The sequence below is a fragment of the Alteromonas sp. CI.11.F.A3 genome (assembly GCF_032925565.1).
Lineage (GTDB): Bacteria > Pseudomonadota > Gammaproteobacteria > Enterobacterales > Alteromonadaceae > Alteromonas.
Genome location: NZ_CP136708.1, coordinates 1,182,781 through 1,201,469, shown reverse-complemented (window position 1 = coordinate 1,201,469; position 18,689 = coordinate 1,182,781). Strand labels below are relative to the sequence as shown.

Genomic DNA, 18,689 nt, shown 5'->3' with positions numbered 1-18,689 from the left:
TTTTTCTGATGTCGGAGTGCGCCATTTGTTTGGTACATTGAAAGTATCTCCAATGGTAAATTTCGATAGGCAGGACTTGGAGTCCTATCCGACGTCACACAATGGCAAAATGAGCATTTCTGGGTTTCAGCCTAAAATGTCTGCGACGGTCATTGACGACGAATTGGTCTTGGTCAAAGAAAATGGTACGTTCATCATTAAGCCATCACCAGCGCAATTTCCAAACTTGGCAGAAAATGAACACGCTATCATGACGATAGCGAGCACCTGTAAGTTTCAAGTGCCCCCCTTTGGTCTTATTCAACTAAGCAATGGTGAGTTGGCGTTTATTATACAGCGCTATGATCGTGAAAGTGGTACCAAGCTGCACCAAGAGCAACTTGATAGCGCCATGGGAGTCAATGATAAGTTCGGCAACATAAACGGTTTTCAAACGATAAGTTACTCTAAAGCAGGTGCTTTCATTGCACAAAACCTAAAGGCAGTGCAACAGTATGCAGACTTCTATCGACGTGTAATATTCAGTTATGTCGTTGGCAATAATGACCATCATTTAAGAAACTTTTCGCTTTTATATTCGAATAGAGGTGCAATACCGACGTTATCACCCGTTTATGACGTCGTTTCTGTGCTACCTTACAGTGAGTACTTCCGTGGTTCCTATATGGCACTTCCACTTTTGACGACAGAAGAGCATGAGAGTGTATTGGATATTGAGACAGGATTTGACCGTAAATATGGTCAATACGATAGACAAGATTTCATCAAACTAGGTGAAGAGATTGGCCTTAAAAAGCAAGCAGCAGTCAAGTTACTTGATGACCTATTAAAGTCTATTGAAAAAGCAGTATCAACTGTATCAGACTCCTTTATGAATGAGAGTCACAAACAAGGTATAGAACAGTTAATTAGGCACCGTATTATGATCCTAAGAGATGAAAATGCCACCCTATAACAAGCAAATCAATAGGACTAAACACTGCGAGCCTAACGCGAGCCTAGCTAGTTTAGCTCACAACTTTAAGCCTATTATTTGGGCATTGAATGTCCGTTTCTTGCCCACAACCGACTGCCTAACGGTGCCCGACCTCACAATTTATTCATGACAAATGTCACATTACTTTGCTTACCTTTGTGACTAACTAAAACCCGCCGCGCATTACATACTTTCATCACTGCTTACGCACTTTTACTTATTAACTAAAAAGGCTTCGTGATGAACACACAAACACTAACGCTAGAACAGCAACGCGACATTATGAAACAACGCCGCTTTATCGCGATGCCACTGGCTGGCACTCTGGTTTGGGCGGCCATTGGTTGTACAGCGCCTTTTTTCGATGAAGTGATTCAAACCTGGATGCTTTACCTTGGTACGGGCGCTATTTTCTATATTGGTTCAGGATTTTCTTACTTAACTGGCGAACGCTTCTTTTCGAAAGACCGCCAAAATACGGAGTTCGATACCTTGTTTTTTATTGGCATGGCCATGGCATTACTGGTATTTGCCATCGCCCTGCCCGTTGCCGCTATCGACCATACTACGCTTCCACTCAGTATTGGCATATTAACCGGACTCATGTGGATGCCGCTATCATGGGCTATTCAACACTGGGTTGGCTACTTTCACACTATTGCCCGTACCTTGGGCATTCTCATTGCTTGGTTTGTATTTCCAGAAGCCCGTATTGAAGCCATATCAGCGGTTATTGTTGCGGTGTATTTAGTCTCACTCGTTACTTTAGAGTCTAGATACCAGAATATTAAACTTGCCACTTCGAACGCCGTTGACGGTGCTGCAACTAATGCTACTAATACCTCTGCTACTGACACTGGCTGTACTTCACAGGCCAATCCGAAAGTTGCCACTAAAACGTCACTAGCTACTTTTTGATAAGAAGCGGTTCTGAAGAAAGTCGTCTTAATCTACGGCTTTTTCAAACTATGGCTTTTCAAAGTAGGGCAGGTTTAGTCAAAGCCAAACTTAAATAACCGAAACAGCTAAACGACCTAAGACTTATACCGGAGAAAAACATGACTTATTTATTACTCGCCCTAGCCATTGTGACAGAAGTAGCAGCGACACTTTCATTGAAAGCCTCGGATGGCTGGGGAAAATGGTACTTCGGCTATGGCGCCATCGCGCTTTATACCGTATCTGGTATTTTATTTGCCGCTGTGCTCAAGCATATGGGGGTAGGTGTTGCTTATGCGATATGGTCTGGAATGGGTATCGCTCTTATCACCGCAGCCTCTGTAGTCTTATGGAAACAAACTTTCGACTTCTATGCTGCAATGGGTATTATATTAATTGTTTCAGGTACTTTGCTTATCACCAGCAAGTCTGCCGTTGTATTTCAATAAGGACGAAATACCTAGATGAATAGCAATTCAATAAAAAACAGCGATAAGGCCACGAGCGTTGCAGGTATCAACGCTGGCGAAGCCTCCGCTAACCTACAATCGCCAGCAATACCCTTGCTGGCAGATGGCCGTAAGAAAAAGTGGTCTTACAGTTCTCTGGTCTTTTCGCTGTTTTACTTTGTGCCAATGCTATTTATGCAAGATACGCCTTCCAGTTGGGTAATGGCGCTTATTGTTATGGGCTTTGTCACCTTTGTTATTCTTTACGTACTGAGTGTAAATCAACCCCTAAATCGCCTGCCTTATTACCTAACCGCAATGCTTTTTTTAGCCTATACCACCAGCTTGGTTAACCCGGGTGGCACGGTGTTTTTTGGCTTTGTTAACTTTATTGTTGGCTACTATTATCGCTTCAGTATCGGCATTATCTTGTTACTGGCAGTATCTGCGTCGCTTATTTTTTTGAAAGTGTATCTATACCCTACCGGTTTGTTTTTCTTCCTCGCCGCAGGGGCAAACATCGCTGTACTATTTGGCTTTGGCGTAATGGAACGCAAAGAAACCCTTTTCCAACAAAAGGAAGCGAAACACGCTGCCGCATTGGGCACTTTAAGTGCCATTGCCGAACGAGAGCGCATAGGTCGTGATCTTCATGATGTAGCTGGCCATGCATTAAGTAGTATTTCATTGAAAGCTCAAGTGGCCGACAAGCTACTAACTAAAGGCCGCACTGCTGAAGCCCAAGCAGAAGTAAAAGCATTGGCTCAGCTTTCTCAGCAATTGCTCAGTGAGATTAGGCAAACGGTAAGTGGCATTAAACACCTATCGTTGCGCGAAGAAATAGCTAAGAACATGGCTAAATTGTCTGAGCAAGGTTTTAATGTGGTGAATGATGCAGTGAGCGATGTAGACAAGAGCAGCTTCACTCACCTTACTCCCCTTCAAGAAACCCAATTGTCGTTAATAGTAAAAGAAGCGACCACGAATATTCTGCGCCACAGCAAGGGCAATCAAGTAACGCTTACCCTTCAATGCACAAACGATATATTGAACCTTGTTATTGCAGACAACGGAAACAGCCACTGCCAAACAGAGGGCAACGGCGTTCAAGGTATCCGCGAGCGGGCTGAACTAATTAATGCCTCAGTGGAGTTTCAGTGGGGCTCCCCTACGGTGCTCACACTTAAATTACCGCTACTTGTTAAACATAATAGTAGCGAGCCGAGCGCATAGTACATGTGCATGTGCACATGATAAAAATGACTAATTTAATATCGAGCAACCAGCAATGAATCGAATTTTAGTGGTAGAAGACCAATCTTTAGTGCGTGATGCTATTGCCACTTTATTGTCGTTAGAGGACGACTTTGAAATAAGTGGAAAATGCGCTAATGGACAAGAAGCACTAGATTGGCTTGGCAAGAACGATGTACCCGATATTATTCTTACCGACATTGAAATGCCCTTAGTATCGGGGCTAGATTTGGCAGAAAAGCTAAACGCTTTATCTATCAGCAGCAAAGTGGTGGTAATGACCACATTCTCTAAACCTGGCTATATAAAGCGAGCGCTGGCATTGGGCGCTAAAGGGTTTGTTCTAAAAGAGGCCGACAGTGAATACCTAGTGAATGCGCTACAAAAAATAGCAAAAGGTGAGAGGGTTATTAGCCCTGAACTTGCGTTGATGGCATTGGATGACAGTAACCCGCTTTCGGCAAAAGAAAGTAAAGCGTTGAAGCTCGCGGGAGATGGATTAAAAACTCAAGATATCGCGAAAACGCTATTTTTGTCAGAAGGTACTGTGCGTAATTATTTATCTGAAGCTATAGCAAAACTAGATGCAACAAACCGTGTCGATGCCGCCAGAATCGCAAAACAAAAAGGCTGGTTATAAACCAGCCTTTGTTTGTCTATATCCGCTGCATTTAGTACAAATGCAGCGGTTATTTTTTGCTCTTAAGCTTTTTAGCTTACTCAATTCGTTAATTAAAACTCTGTTGAGAAACGTACGCCAAACTCGCTAGCGTCGTTGCTTAATACTTGCAGAATATAATCGCCCGTATTCAAGCGAGCATTGTCATAACGCTCGTCAAAAATGTTACGACCATACAATGCAACTGTGTAAGCCTCATCAGCTGGCGTGTACGCCACATCAAAGTTAACTAATTCACGGCTTTCAATTTCTGTCATGCGAGCAGGCTCTGAGCTAGGCTCACCGTACATATCTGCGCGGTATGAATAGTCGATACGTGCGCGAATTTTGTCGCCACCTTCAAGATCGAAGGTATATGACGGGCCAATCGCAAACGTTAAATCAGGCGTTAATGGCGCAACAGGATTAAAGCCGTCTTGCTCATCTACTTCAACATCCATGTAACCAATGCTGGTTAGCATGCTGAAGTTGCCTACGTTCAAGGTAGTGTCTAGTTCGATACCGCGAGAGGTTTGTTCAACCACTAAGTTTGCTGTATCAAAACCACCTTCGCTTACTCGGCTAACTTGGTACGGTAGGTCTTCAAACTCAGTATTAAATACTGCAACACTCATATCGAAGTATTCATTAATACGGCCTTTAACACCCACTTCGTAGTTCACAGCAGTGATGTTATCAGAAGCAACGAAACAGTTGCTTGCATTAACTGCCGCTACTGCATTGTCTAAATCATCAAAACCACCAGCGCCAAAGAACTCGCCAATCAAGCAATAAGGGCGTGCTGGATATTGACCAGATTGATACCCATTTTGAATAGTGGCATAACCTGTCATGCCATTTTCAAAGGTGTAGTTAGTCGCTAATTCCCACGTTACTTCGTCCCACTCATTTGAGTCGAAAACAGTACCAAGGGCATCAAATACGTTTGCAGACGCGTCTTTTTCATCTTCAGTGTAACGAATACCACCAGACACGCTAAGCTCGTCAGTTACATCATGACGAAGGTTTAGGTATACCGCTTTACTTGTGGTTTCTTGATCAAGTTGAAGGGTGTTGCCACCGCCATCGAAACTTGAATCGCTACCTTGGCGGTTGCTACCTTCTTCATTGAAGTAATAAAGGCCAGCAACGAAGTCAGTGTACTCATTGATGTAACCATTCAATTGAACTTCAATTGATGTTTGGTCTGCTTCACCGCGCTCTGGGTATTGGTCTAACGAGTAAATAGTACCATCATCATCAAGGCCAGCTTTGTACTTAGATGTACGGCGGCTAGCAACCACTTTCGCGGTGTAATCGTCGCTAATATCCCACTCGGTAGTTAGAGACACACCGCGGGCTTCATTCGATACGCTAGTCACTTCAGGTGTGCCAGTAGCGTTATCGTAAATGTCAGCACCTTCTGGGGTAACATCGGTATTTCTAAGCTCTAGCCCTAAGCTGTTTGTGCCAGCATAAAAGCGCCCTTCAGGCATTTCATCAATAAGCACAGTGTATGGACGTAAACCACCATCACCATTGTTGGCATCGGCAGTTAATACCATACGGAAATCATCAGACGGCTCAAATTTTACCGAGATACGACCTGAAATATCTTCTGTTTCACCAACATCATATTCTGCATTAGGTACGTTAATGAACTCGCCCAAACCATCACGGGTGTTGTAAGCAAGGTTCATGTTAAATGCGAGGGTGTCAGACAATGCATGGTTCACGAACAAGTCAGTTTTAACTCGACCACGGGTACCAAATTCTGCACTTACTTTAGTCACATCGCCTTGATCTGGCTCTTTAGTAATGATGTTTATTGCACCACCAATAGAGTTACGACCATAAAGCGTACCTTGAGGACCACGAAGTACCTCAATACGCTCGATGTTGTTCAAGCTCCAGTTTTGACCAACTTGGCGGCCTAAATACACGCCATCCACATACACGCTCACACCCGGATCAGTGGTGATAAGATGATCTTGAAGACCAATACCGCGAATGAAAGGGTTTACTGAGGAAGTGTGACCCGCTGAGAAGCCGGTTACGTTTAAGTTTGGAACAAACTTACCAACATCCGTTAAGTCAGTAATGCCTTGTTCAGCTAGCATATCACCGTCAAATGCACTGATTGCAATTGGTACTTCATAAATAACTTGAGGACGCTTAGTCGCAGTAACGGTAATTGCTTCGTACTGTTGCTCTTCAGTTGCTTCAACTTCTTGAGCAAATGCAGTGTGAGAAATAGCAGGTACAGTTAGTGCTACTGCCAAAGCGACAGGCGAAAGCTTACTGGCTAGTGTCTTAGACACGTCAGTATTGGTGATCATGTGTAACCCCTTTGCGAGAGTGTTTAGTGTCGAAAATTTATTGTTTTTAGGCTGCTTCCCGTTCTCTACGGAACGTTGAAAACCAATTGACTCACAAATAGAGGGCGTTACGAACCGTAACATTTAGCTGATTTATGGATATCCTGATGAAAGTGGCGTGTATCCCTACTGGTTTTAATGTCACTTTCTCTACCCTACCAGCCCCCATCTACTCACGACTGGAGTTTTGGCTTGAAGACTGGAAAAATATAATACTGACTTCCGTTTAGCTTGCATAGCGAAATATTGCACTTTTATTAAATTGAGACTTTAAAATTAGACCAATTGGTTAGACTATTTACTACTCAGTTCACCCACCATTAAATTAAACTTTATCTCAAATAATCATACCGTTAGATAGTGGCAGGAGTTTAAACAGATCGCTATTTACGTTAGATTCACTAGACCATTCAGACAATAATTACTTCGCTTGTCTCTGACTCCCCCAAACAACCAGGGTTGCCGTTGGTCAATGCTAAAGCTACCGATGAACGATTAATACCTCATTAAATGGTCATTTTTAGTAATAACTATACGTAGCACTGATTGCATTAGGCGATGTTAGCTAAATGCATTAAAACTCGCATTAACCAACCCTATAAAACCACTTTGTACACTTTCTTTATATTTATCACTTTGTCGACAATATAAGGCAGTTCGCTTGACTAAATGGCTATTAGCGCCTATATTGTCGACATATCATTGATTTCATGGTGCCTAACTTGTCGGTGCAAATAGAGCTAGAAAAGCCCGTAACTAATGCGGATAGAACCTTCTTTCAATTGCGAAAAGATATTGTGGAAGGGGTTATTCCTGCGGGTTCCAAACTCAGTGAAACTGAGTTGTCGACAAAATACGAAGTCAGCCGCGCAGTTATTCGCGAAGGTATTAACCGTCTTGCCGCCTGCCACCTTGTAGAACGAAAAGCTAACGTAGGAGCTAAAGTTGTCTCCCTTACGCCAGAAGGGCTTATTCAGCTTTATCAAGTGCGAGAAGCGTTAGAAGGTATGGCTGCACGTCTTGCCGCTAGACATATGAGCGATGAAGAAATTGGCTCACTGCAAGGGCTGCTAGATTCTCATTTCAACACAGTAAAAGATGCACAGCTTTATTACCAAGAAGCGGGTGATGTGGATTTTCATTACCGTATTGTTACTGGCAGTAAAAATAGCCATCTGATTAGCGTGTTAATTGATGGACTTTATCATCTTGTACGCATGTATCGCGTTCAACTCGGTATGGCCGGCCCACGGGTAAGCACTGCTTTTGATGAACACAGACACATTGTGAATGCCATTGCGAATCGCGATGAAGAGCTAGCCGAAATGCTAATGCGCCGCCATATTCTTTATTCAAAGAACAATATTGAAAACAAACTTAGCCCCACACCAACCTAATTTGAAACCAGAGAGTGTTATTTATGAGTGCAGGAAAGAAATTCAGACAAGCACTGGCCGACAATAAGCCACTGCAAATATTAGGCACCATTAATGCCTATACCGCCATGATGGCAAAATCTATCGGCCACAAAGCGATATACCTCTCCGGTGGCGGCGTTGCCAACGCTTCATACGGTTTACCCGATTTGGGCATGACATCACTTAACGATGTGATTGTTGATGTACAACGCATCACATCAGCCTGCGATTTACCGTTATTGGTAGACATAGACACCGGTTGGGGCGGCGCATTTAATATTGCAAAAACCATTCGCGATATGGAAAAAGCAGGCGCAGCGGCTGTGCATATGGAAGATCAGGTAGCGCAAAAGCGTTGCGGTCATCGCCCTAACAAAGAAATTGTGAGCACAGAAGAAATGGTCGATCGCATTAAAGCCGCGGTAGATGCTAGAACCGACCCCGACTTTTTCATTATGGCCCGCACCGACTCTTTCGCCCAAGAAGGGTTAGAAAAAGCCATTGAACGAGCCAAAGCTTATGTAGCCGCTGGTGCTGACGGCATTTTTGCAGAAGCAGTAAAAACTGAAGAGCATTACCGCGCATTCTCAGAAGCGTTAGACGTACCTATTCTTGCCAACATTACCGAATTCGGACAAACCGAACTATGGAACAAAGCGCAACTTGGCGAATGGGGGGCCGCGATGGTGCTTTATCCACTTAGCGCATTCCGCGCCATGAACAAAGCCGCTGAAAACGTGTACCAATCAATACTTGATAACGGCGATCAAAAAGCCGTTGTCGACACCATGCAAACCCGCATGGAGTTATACGATTACCTTGGCTATCACGACTACGAGCAAAAGCTCGACGAACTGTTTGCCAAAGGCAAAAGCTAACGGCTGAGGTCGCTTTGGCTGAGGAGGCAGGGATACGGCGCTGCCACGCTGTTTATCTTTGCATCAGATATGCGCGGTCCTGCTGAGGTCGGCGATGTAGAGGTAGAGAGTGCGAGCGCTGCCCCTCTGAGGCATGGATGCCGAAGCGGAGCCCCCATGGATGGGTTCACGGCGTGGCAGAGCCGCACTCTATACCTCTGCAGCAAAGCGACTTCACTTGGGCCGCTGATGTAGAGGTAGAGTGTGTGAGCGCTGCCCCTCTGAGGCATGGATGCCGAAGCGGAGCCCCCATGGATGGGTTCACGGCGTGGCAGAGCCGCACTCTATACCTCTGCAGCAGAGCGACTTCACTTGGGCCGCTGATGTAGAGGTAGAGAGTGTGAGCGCTGCCCCTCTGAGGCATGGATGCCGAAGCGGAGCCCCCATGGATGGGTTCACGGCGTGGCAGAGCCGCACTCTATACCTCTGCAGCAAAGCGGCCTCAAGCAAATTGCGATAATTAATAAAACTAAACAAACTTTTGTACCTTACATACACAAGACCGGAGACAACAAGATGGCTAAACAATTAAGTGGCGCGGGATTACGCGGCCAAGTTGCGGGAAAAACAGCACTGTCTACTGTAGGAGTATCAGGTTCTGGCCTGACATACCGTGGTTACGATGTAAAAGATTTAGCAGCCAGCTGCCAATTTGAAGAAGTGGCTTATCTTATTTTGAAAGGCAAATTGCCTAACCAATCCGAGTTAGATGAATACAAAACCTTGCTTCGTGGTATGCGCGGATTACCTCAGGCCCTTAAAGATGTTCTAGAGCGTATCCCAAAAGACGCCCATCCTATGGATGTACTTCGTACGGGTTGTTCTATGTTGGGTAACCTTGAAATGGAAAACGACTTCAGCGAGCAAGATCACGCAACCGATCGCATGCTAGCTTGTTTTCCAAGTATTATTTGTTATTGGTATCGCTTTACTCACGATGGCATTCGTATTGATGTAGAAACCGATGACGATTCAATCGGTGGTCATTTCTTACACATGCTACATGGCGAAAAGCCTCGCGAGTTGCATGAGCAAGTGATGCACGTATCACTTATTTTGTACGCAGAGCACGAATTCAACGCCTCTACCTTTACCGCTCGCGTTTGTGCCTCAACCCTGTCAGACATGCACTCATGTGTCACTGGTGCTATTGGCTCACTTCGCGGCCCATTACATGGCGGTGCGAATGAAGCAGCCATGGAAATGATAGAAGGCTTTACATCGGCAGACGACGCTGAAGAAAAGATGATGGCAATGCTGGCACGTAAAGACAAAATCATGGGCTTTGGTCATGCCATTTATTCTGAATCTGACCCACGTAACGAAATTATTAAAGGCTGGTCTGAAAAGCTTGCAGCCGATGTGGGTGACGATGTGCTTTACCCTGTTTCTGTGCGCTGTGAAGAAGTGATGTGGCGCGAGAAAAAACTGTTCTGTAACGCTGATTTCTTCCATGCATCAGCCTATAACTTTATGGGTATTCCTACTAAGTTGTTTACTCCTATCTTCGTAATGTCTCGCCTAACTGGCTGGGCTGCCCACGTAATGGAACAGCGCGCTGACAACCGCATTATTCGTCCGTCAGCAGAATACACCGGTGAAGATATTCGTGACGTACCTCCTATGTCTGCACGTAGTTAACGACTAAGGCTTAAAATCATGAGTAATATGAATTACGAATACCGAAAACCTTTGCCTGGCGCAGGAATCGATTTTTTCGATACCCGCGAGGCAGTGGAAGCCATTGAACCTGGCGCCTACGACAAACTTCCCTACACCTCTCGTGTGTTTGCTGAAAACTTAGTGCGCCGCTGTAACCCAGACGCACTAACAGATTCACTCAAGCAGTTTATTTACCGCAAGAACGACTTAGATTTTCCGTGGTTTCCTGCCCGCGTGGTATGCCACGATATTTTGGGGCAAACCGCGTTAGTCGACTTGGCTGGTTTACGGGATGCTATTGCCGCAAAAGGCGGCGATCCGGCGAAAGTAAATCCAGTCGTGCCTACCCAGTTAATTGTCGATCACTCATTAGCCGTTGAACATGCGGGTTTTGAACCCGACGCGTTTGAAAAAAACCGCGCTATTGAAGACAGACGTAACGACGACCGTTTTCATTTTATCGACTGGACTAAATTAGCTTTTAAAAACGTGGACGTGATACCGCCCGGTAACGGCATCATGCACCAAATCAACTTAGAGCGTATGTCACCAGTTATTCAATCACGTGACGGCGTAGCCTTTCCAGATACCTTGGTTGGCACCGACAGCCATACCCCGCATGTTGATGCTCTAGGCGTTATTGCTATTGGTGTAGGCGGCCTTGAAGCGGAAAGCGTCATGCTAGGGCGCGCTTCTTACATGCGCCTACCCGATATTGTGGGTGTTGAGCTTACTGGTAAGCCTCAGCCAAACATTACTGCTACCGATATCGTGTTAGCCCTTACCGAGTTTTTACGTAAAGAACGCGTGGTGTCTTCTTATTTGGAATTTTACGGCGAGGGAACCACTCACCTCACCCTTGGCGATCGCGCCACTATTTCAAACATGACGCCAGAATACGGCGCTACCGCGGCGATGTTCTACATTGACCAGCAAACCATAGATTATTTGCGTTTAACCGGCCGAGAAGAAAAGCAAATTGCCTTAGTTGAGCAATACGCGAAGCACACCGGTTTATGGGCAGATTCATTAGTCAGTGCCGAGTACGAGCGTGTTCTCACCTTTGATTTATCCTCTGTTGGTCGCAACATGGCTGGCCCATCTAATCCACATGCCCGTTTAGCCACCAGCGATTTAGCACAGCGCGGTGTTGCTAGTGCCTGGGAACAAGAAGAAGGCAAAATGCCTGATGGCGCGGTAATTATTGCTGCCATTACCAGTTGTACCAATACATCTAACCCGCGTAACGTGATTGCAGCAGGCTTAATTGCTCGCAATGCAAACCAGCGTGGTTTAACCCGTAAACCTTGGGTGAAAAGTTCGCTAGCCCCTGGCTCTAAAGCGGTAAAACTGTATTTAGAAGAAGCCGATTTGATGGGCGAACTAGAACAGTTAGGCTTTGGTGTAGTGGCTTTTGCCTGCACAACCTGCAACGGTATGAGCGGCGCGCTAGACCCTAAAATTCAGCAAGAAATTATAGACCGCGACTTATACGCCACAGCAGTACTTTCTGGTAACCGTAACTTCGATGGCCGTATTCACCCGTATGCGAAACAAGCCTTTTTGGCCTCACCGCCATTAGTAGTGGCTTACGCTATTGCAGGCACTGTCCGTTTTGATATTGAAAAAGACGTGCTAGGTATTGATAACGACGGTAACCCGGTCACGCTTAAAGATATTTGGCCAAGCGATGAAGAGATTGATGCCATTGTCGCGCAAAGCGTAAAACCAGAGCATTTTCGTAAAGTGTACGAGCCCATGTTCGACTTAAAAGTGAATACTGGCAGCGACATCAGCCCGCTATACGATTGGCGTGAAATGAGCACCTATATTCGCCGCCCACCTTATTGGGAAGGCGCGATGGATGCTGAACGTACTATGACGGGCATGCGTCCGCTGGCGATATTAGGCGATAACATTACTACCGATCATCTATCGCCTTCGAACGCGATTATGGCTGCTAGTGCAGCCGGTGAGTATTTGGCGAAAATGGGCTTGCCAGAAGAAGACTTTAACTCTTATGCCACCCACAGGGGCGATCATTTAACGGCGCTTCGTGCCACCCTTGCGAACCCGAAAGTGTTCAACGAGATGGTGCTTGAAAATGGCGAAGTGAAGCAAGGTTCGCTTGCTCGCATTGAGCCTGAAGGCAAAGTGGTTCGCATGTGGGAAGCCATTGAAGCCTACATGGAGCGCAGGCAGCCACTGATTATTGTGGCGGGTGCCGACTATGGTCAGGGCTCTTCACGTGATTGGGCTGCCAAAGGTGTACGCTTAGCTGGGGTTGAAGTGATTGCCGCAGAAGGCTTCGAGCGCATTCACCGTACCAACTTGCTTGGCATGGGTGTATTGCCACTTGAATTTAAACCGGGCACAACCCGTAAAACTCTTAAGCTTGATGGCACTGAAACCTACGACGTTAAAGGTGAACCTGCACCGGGAGCAACCTTAACCTTGGTGGTGAATCGTGCCAATGGTGAAACCTTAAACGTACCGGTAACCTGTCGCTTAGATACCGCAGAAGAGGTATCGATTTACAGCGCAGGCGGTGTACTTCAGCGTTTTGCCAAAGACTTCTTAGAAGCTGAAGCTACGTAGTTATCGCTGGGATAGGGGAAAGTAATGTCGGTACAGGGCACGCCGTAAATACGTCCCTGTAGGCTCCCAATTCGCATCCATGCGAATTGAGGGCCCTGAACCGACATTACCTTTCCCCATGCATTATCCAACAGCGTTAATTAGAAGATGAATTTAGGTGGTAGATTTAGAGGTTGTTCAGAATTTAAATGTTTACCTCCCTTAACTACAGTATGGATTGGTGTGTTTTGAGCAGGGCTTAATCGTTATCACTTTTAGTAAGCAACCATCATAATCAACCATTGCAACCAGCAATCGTAACAAATCATCGTAACAAATCATCGTAACCAACCATTGCCACCAATCAAAAAAGGAATAACCAATGAAGCATGCTCCTCAAATCCGTGTACCGGCTACTTATATGCGTGGTGGTACAAGTAAAGGTGTGTTCTTTAACGTATCTGATTTACCCGAAGCGGCTCAGCAGCCTGGGCCGGCGCGAGATGCGCTTTTATTGCGAGTGATTGGCAGCCCAGATCCTTACGGTAAGCAAACCGATGGTATGGGCGGTGCGACATCGAGCACCAGTAAAACCGTGCTTATTAGTAAGAGCGAGCGCGACGGCTACGATGTCGACTACTTGTTTGGTCAAGTCTCTATCGACAAGCCTTTTGTAGATTGGAGCGGTAACTGCGGTAACTTAACTGCCGCTGTGGGCGCATTTGCAATCAATAATGGGTTGGTCGATGCCAGTAAAATTCCAGACAACGGCGTTGCCCTAGTAAATATTTGGCAAGCGAATATCAACAAAGCCATTATTGCCAAGGTGCCTATTACTAATGGTGAAGTGCAAGAAACTGGCGACTTTGAGTTAGACGGAGTGACGTTTCCAGCCGCTGAAGTGGAAGTGGCTTTTGTCGACCCAGCCGATGGTGAAGGAGCAATATTTCCTACTGGCCGTTTAGTCGATACCCTTGAAGTGCCTGATGTAGGCTCTTTCAGCGCCACTATGATAAACGCTGGTATTCCTACTATCTTCATTAACGCTGAAGATATTGGCTACACGGGTACCGAACTGCAAGATGATATTAATAATGATGATGCCGCCCTAGCCAAGTTTGAAGCTATTCGTGCTTATGGCGCAGTTAAAATGGGGCTAATTAACGATATTGGCGAAGCAGTCACACGCCAGCATACCCCCAAGGTAGCTATGGTTGCGTCACCTAAAGGCTATAAGGCCTCTAGTGGTAAAGACATTTTAGGAAATGACATTGATGTACTCGTGCGCGCTATGTCGATGGGTAAATTGCACCACGCCATGATGGGCACGGCCGCTGTAGCCATTGCTGCAGCTGCGGCTATCCCTGGCACACTCGTAAACCTAGCGGCTGGCGGCACAGATCGTGAAGCCGTTGTTTTCGGGCACCCATCAGGCACCTTGCGTGTAGGCGCAAAAGCTAGCTTCGAAAATGATAAATGGAACATTGAACAAGCGGTTATGAGCAGAAGCGCTCGAATTTTAATGGAAGGCTGGGTTCGCGTGCCCCAAGAGCAGAATTAGTTGGCAGTACAAAATTCAACCCATTGAGGTGTAAAGGCTTTTCTTCGCTTATCACGAAGGTAGACTTCAGTATAATATTGCGCTCCTAGGGGCGCATTGTTCCTACATTTTCGTTATTCTTGACGTCTAGTTTCTAAGAGCCGATGTCGTCATGAATAAAGTATTGGTGGTAGAAGACAGCCTAACCGTCCGCAAAATTTTAAGTAAACTGTTAGAAGACAACCCTTACTTAACGCCAATCCTTTGCAAAGATTTTGCCGAGGCGACACAGGAACTTGAAAGAGGGAGCGATTTTCTCGCCGCTATTGTTGACCTAAATTTACCAGATGCCCCCAACGGTGAGAGCGTAGATCTCAGCTTATCATATTCAATTCCCACCTTAGTGTTAACTGGAAACTTTGATGAATTTACACGTGCTCAACTACTCGATTTAGGCGTACTTGATTATGTAACCAAAGAATCTCGCTATTCCTACAATCAGGTTATTAAACTCATTGATCGCTTGAGAAAAAACCTCACGACTAAGGTACTGGTTGTTGAAGACTCTGTTACCAGTCGAAACTATATTTGTAGCCTCCTTAAAAAATTTCAATTCCAGATATATGAGGCAGATGATGGCATAGACGCACTCAATGTGCTGTCTGAGCATCAAGATATCCGTATGGTAATCTCCGATCACCGCATGCCCAATATGGATGGATACGAACTCATCAAAGCAATAAGACATGAGCGTCGCATGCAAGACTTAATTTTCATTGGGCTTTCAGGTACCAACGATGGCGTACTTTCTTCTAAGTTCATCAAAAGCGGCGCAAATGACTTCCTGTCTAAACCTTTCTACCACGAAGAGTTCTTTTGCCGAGTGATGCAAAATTTAGAAGCCCAGGAAATGATTCAAACCATCAGGCAATCTGCCAATATCGATCCCCTTACTCAAGTTTATAACCGCCGCTACCTTATCGAGCAAGGTGGCGCAATATTAACACAGAGCACTCCGTCTTCAGGGGTGACCGTATGTATGATTGATATCGATAACTTTAAATTAGTGAATGATAACCAAGGCCATAAAGCGGGTGATATGTTGCTTCAAGAGTTTGCCACTCTATTAAAAGAACACTTTGGTGAAGACTTGGTGGTTCGCTACGGCGGTGAAGAGTTTACGGTGATATCTACCCGCACGTTGAAGGAGCACCTTGGAAACGTTTCGCAATTTATTAACCTTGTCCGGAGCTCACGTTTCACGCAACACGAATTGAACATAACGTGCAGCATTGGTATTTGCGCAGAAAAACACACTAACCTTGAAACGCAAATTGATATAGCCGACAAGCGGCTTTATCAGGCCAAGCGTACTGGCAAAGATAGGATTATTGCCAGTGACAGCAATGCTACATCCTATTGATCCGGTGACTAAAGAAACCATTCCCTTAAAGGTAGCGTAGCCGCGCCAACCGCAACCGGACTTCTTGTGACTTCCGCGCACACAATTTCAGGTAAGGGTCGCTTTGCGCCTCGCCTGAACTGCGCATAAACATCAATTCGAGGAATGACCTTCTCAGCCAGCTGGGTAGGAATATGACCACCAATTATTATAGCTTGGCTGTCGAGTAACGCGGAGCTTGCGGTAGCGACCAAATCAAAAGAATCCTGAACCTTATAAATCCATTCATCTACCCCAGGCCAGTTAGGATCGAAGGTTTCATTTAACTTATAGATTGAAGGTACGTCGACACCGTGCTTTGACAAGATTCTCTGTAGCAATTGTAAGTTAGGATGACTATAAAGCTTGGCTGGAAGCATGTCACCGAGCTCACCGGCGTTGCCATGCGTACCACGAATCATGTCGCCGTTATTGACCAGCCCACCACCAAACGCACTTGAAACAAACAAGTACACAAAGTTTTTGTACTGTCGCCCTACCCCTGCAATACCCTCTCCAGCTGCCGCGCCAGTTCCATCGTTAACCACCCAAGTAGGCAGTTGAAAGGCTTCTGCAACCGTTTCTGCAATATTAATTTCCGCCCACTCTTCAATGGCATGGTGGGTATTCATTTTTCCATCAGTAGAACTGAAAAAGCCAGAGATCCCCACTCCCATACCTAAAATTCGGTCAGTAGGAATAGCGTGGGTCTCAATCAATTCATTCGCCATGGCTACCGCTTTTCGCAATACCGACTCAATACCCATATCATCAAGCTCAAGAATTAAGGTATCGACAACCTCGCCAGTAAAGTCCAGCACAGCTACCGAAATTGCATCGAGTAATACCGATAAACCAAACGAATAGGCGAACGCTGGATTGGGCGCTATACCTGATACACTTTTGCCTTTCGATGATTTGGTTTCAGTGCTGCTTTCGTCTTTTTCTTCGTTAACTCGAAGTACGCCTTGTTCAATCAGTCCTTTCACAAGTCGTGACACGGTTTGCTGAGGAATTTGGGTCTGCTCTGCTATTTTGCTTTGCGTGGTGTTCATGTTCCAAAACACTTCACGCACAATAGCGCGAGGGTTATCCGGTAATAATTTATCACCTTTGCTAACAGTAAAAGCCGATCGTAAAAGCTGATTATTTTTAATAGACGCAAGCATAATTAGCACTTCATTAACGTAAGAGGGCAAGGTATAAAACCGAATTATACCCTTGCCATCACACAGTTACAGTTTTAAAAAACACAAATAACACGAAAGTCGTTTACGTTGGTGCGAGTGGGCCCGATGACAATATGGTCTTTTAAGCCATCAAAAAACGCAAAACTATTGTGCTGTTCAATAAGGTTATTTAAGTCTAGCCCTTTTTCTGATGCGCGAGAAAGCGTATTTTCGTCAATATAACCTCCCGCTACATCTTTGCTGCCATCAACCCCATCAGTGTCGGCGGCAAGCGCACATATACCTGCTTGTCCTCGCAAGGCTTCGGCCAATACCATCAAATATTCTTGGTTCGGCCCGCCCTCGCCCTCGGTATCACCCAAAGTAACTGTGAGTTCACCACCAGAAAACAATAAGCAGGTTTCACCTTTTCTTTTATAGTCTAACGCTATCTCAGCATGACGTTTTGCCACCTCGGCGGCTTCGCCAGTTTCAGCGTAGCTAATAACGTGCGTATTCCAGCCCTCGGTTTGTGCTCTTTTAACCCCAACATCTATTGCTGTATTTGCGTTGGCAACAATGTGATAATCACCACTTATTCTGGGCAACGGTGGGGCGTGCTTCAAATGTTCGGCAATACCACTGACTTCATCCCAACCATATTGCTCTAATATAGCGAGTGCTTCGTCAGGGGTGGAGTTATCTTGTACCGTTAAACCAGACGCAATAAAGGCGGGGTTATCACCCACAACATCCGATATCACCAAAGACGTGTTTTTACCTTTGCTGGCTGCGGCTAACCGCCCACCTTTAATTAATGAAACATGCTTTCGTACCGTGTTCATTTCTTCAATACTGGCACCGCTTCGTAGTAAGAACTTATGTAGTTTTAGTTTTTCTTCAAGAGTAACGCCCTTAGCCGGTGCACAGGCCAGCGCAGAGCCACCACCAGAGATAAGAAAAATAACGTGCTCGTTTTTCGGCACACGGCTAGCGATATCCATTAAGGTATTAGCCGCTATAACACTTTTTTCATCGGGTACCGGATGAGAAGCACTCATTACCTTTATATTCCCAGTTGACCCCGTGGCTTCGTACCCATAACGGGTAACCACCGCGCCGTAAGCATTGTTGCCAAAATAACGATAGGCCTCTTGCGCCATATCGGCGGCGGCTTTACCCGCACCGAGTATGCATACCTTCTCGTAAGGCGAGAAAGCAGTAAAATAGGAGCCAAGACACGCTTTAGGTTTACTTACGTCTACCCCTGACAGGTAAAGCGAGGTTAAGAAATCTTTATTCATAGCACAT

General features: G+C 45.6%; 14 protein-coding genes. 11 read left to right on the top strand and 3 right to left on the bottom strand.

Features of this window, described 5'->3' with window-relative positions; all coding sequences use genetic code 11:
* The first annotated feature begins 52 nt into the window (after positions 1-52).
* The 5 genes from R1T43_RS05060 to R1T43_RS05040 all read left to right on the top strand — a co-directional run bounded on the left by R1T43_RS05060 (position 53) and on the right by R1T43_RS05040 (position 4,258).
* Entirely contained in the window at positions 53-955 is a 903-nt protein-coding gene (locus R1T43_RS05060) for a HipA domain-containing protein (protein WP_317353544.1), read from the top strand.
* A 261-nt stretch (positions 956-1,216) separates the two neighbouring features.
* Positions 1,217-1,894, top strand: coding sequence for a DUF7010 family protein (locus R1T43_RS05055; RefSeq protein WP_317353542.1), 678 nt, complete (start codon positions 1,217-1,219; stop codon positions 1,892-1,894).
* A gap of 140 nt (positions 1,895-2,034) precedes the next feature.
* Entirely contained in the window at positions 2,035-2,364 is a 330-nt protein-coding gene (locus tag R1T43_RS05050; protein WP_211071620.1) for a DMT family transporter, read from the top strand.
* A gap of 15 nt (positions 2,365-2,379) precedes the next feature.
* Positions 2,380-3,597 carry a sensor histidine kinase gene (locus tag R1T43_RS05045; RefSeq protein ID WP_317353539.1) on the top strand — a complete coding sequence of 406 codons (1,218 nt, stop codon included), beginning with the start codon at positions 2,380-2,382 and terminating at the stop codon, positions 3,595-3,597.
* Between the two features lie 55 nt (positions 3,598-3,652).
* Positions 3,653-4,258 (top strand): response regulator transcription factor, encoded by a 606-nt coding sequence (locus R1T43_RS05040; RefSeq protein WP_317353537.1) that lies wholly within the window; start codon positions 3,653-3,655, stop codon positions 4,256-4,258.
* A gap of 92 nt (positions 4,259-4,350) precedes the next feature.
* Here the strand turns inward: R1T43_RS05040 and R1T43_RS05035 are convergent, their stop codons facing one another.
* Positions 4,351-6,615, bottom strand: coding sequence for a TonB-dependent receptor (locus R1T43_RS05035; protein ID WP_317353535.1), 2,265 nt, complete (start codon positions 6,613-6,615; stop codon positions 4,351-4,353).
* Between the two features lie 767 nt (positions 6,616-7,382).
* Between R1T43_RS05035 and R1T43_RS05030 the strand changes: the two genes are divergently transcribed.
* From R1T43_RS05030 to R1T43_RS05005, 6 genes are all read left to right on the top strand, one after another.
* On the top strand, positions 7,383-8,051 hold the full coding sequence (locus R1T43_RS05030; RefSeq protein ID WP_317355680.1) for a GntR family transcriptional regulator: 669 nt from the start codon (positions 7,383-7,385) through the stop codon (positions 8,049-8,051).
* Positions 8,052-8,074: 23 nt separating this feature from the next.
* Entirely contained in the window at positions 8,075-8,950 is an 876-nt protein-coding gene (gene prpB, locus R1T43_RS05025) for a methylisocitrate lyase (RefSeq protein ID WP_317353533.1), read from the top strand.
* Positions 8,951-9,505: 555 nt separating this feature from the next.
* Complete coding sequence (gene prpC, locus R1T43_RS05020; RefSeq protein WP_317353531.1) at positions 9,506-10,630, top strand: 2-methylcitrate synthase; 1,125 nt, start codon at positions 9,506-9,508, stop codon at positions 10,628-10,630.
* A gap of 27 nt (positions 10,631-10,657) precedes the next feature.
* Positions 10,658-13,249 (top strand): Fe/S-dependent 2-methylisocitrate dehydratase AcnD, encoded by a 2,592-nt coding sequence (gene acnD, locus R1T43_RS05015; RefSeq protein WP_317355678.1) that lies wholly within the window; start codon positions 10,658-10,660, stop codon positions 13,247-13,249.
* 361 nt (positions 13,250-13,610) lie between these two features.
* Entirely contained in the window at positions 13,611-14,789 is a 1,179-nt protein-coding gene (gene prpF, locus R1T43_RS05010) for a 2-methylaconitate cis-trans isomerase PrpF (protein ID WP_317353528.1), read from the top strand.
* 151 nt (positions 14,790-14,940) lie between these two features.
* On the top strand, positions 14,941-16,191 hold the full coding sequence (locus R1T43_RS05005; RefSeq protein WP_317353525.1) for a diguanylate cyclase: 1,251 nt from the start codon (positions 14,941-14,943) through the stop codon (positions 16,189-16,191).
* Positions 16,192-16,199: 8 nt separating this feature from the next.
* Here R1T43_RS05005 and R1T43_RS05000 read toward each other — a convergent pair whose 3' ends face one another.
* Both R1T43_RS05000 and R1T43_RS04995 read right to left on the bottom strand, forming a co-directional pair.
* Positions 16,200-17,378, bottom strand: coding sequence for an ROK family transcriptional regulator (locus R1T43_RS05000; RefSeq protein WP_317353522.1), 1,179 nt, complete (start codon positions 17,376-17,378; stop codon positions 16,200-16,202).
* Positions 17,379-17,452: 74 nt separating this feature from the next.
* On the bottom strand, positions 17,453-18,682 hold the full coding sequence (locus R1T43_RS04995; RefSeq protein WP_317353518.1) for a glycerate kinase: 1,230 nt from the start codon (positions 18,680-18,682) through the stop codon (positions 17,453-17,455).
* Between the last annotated feature and the right edge of the window lie 7 nt (positions 18,683-18,689).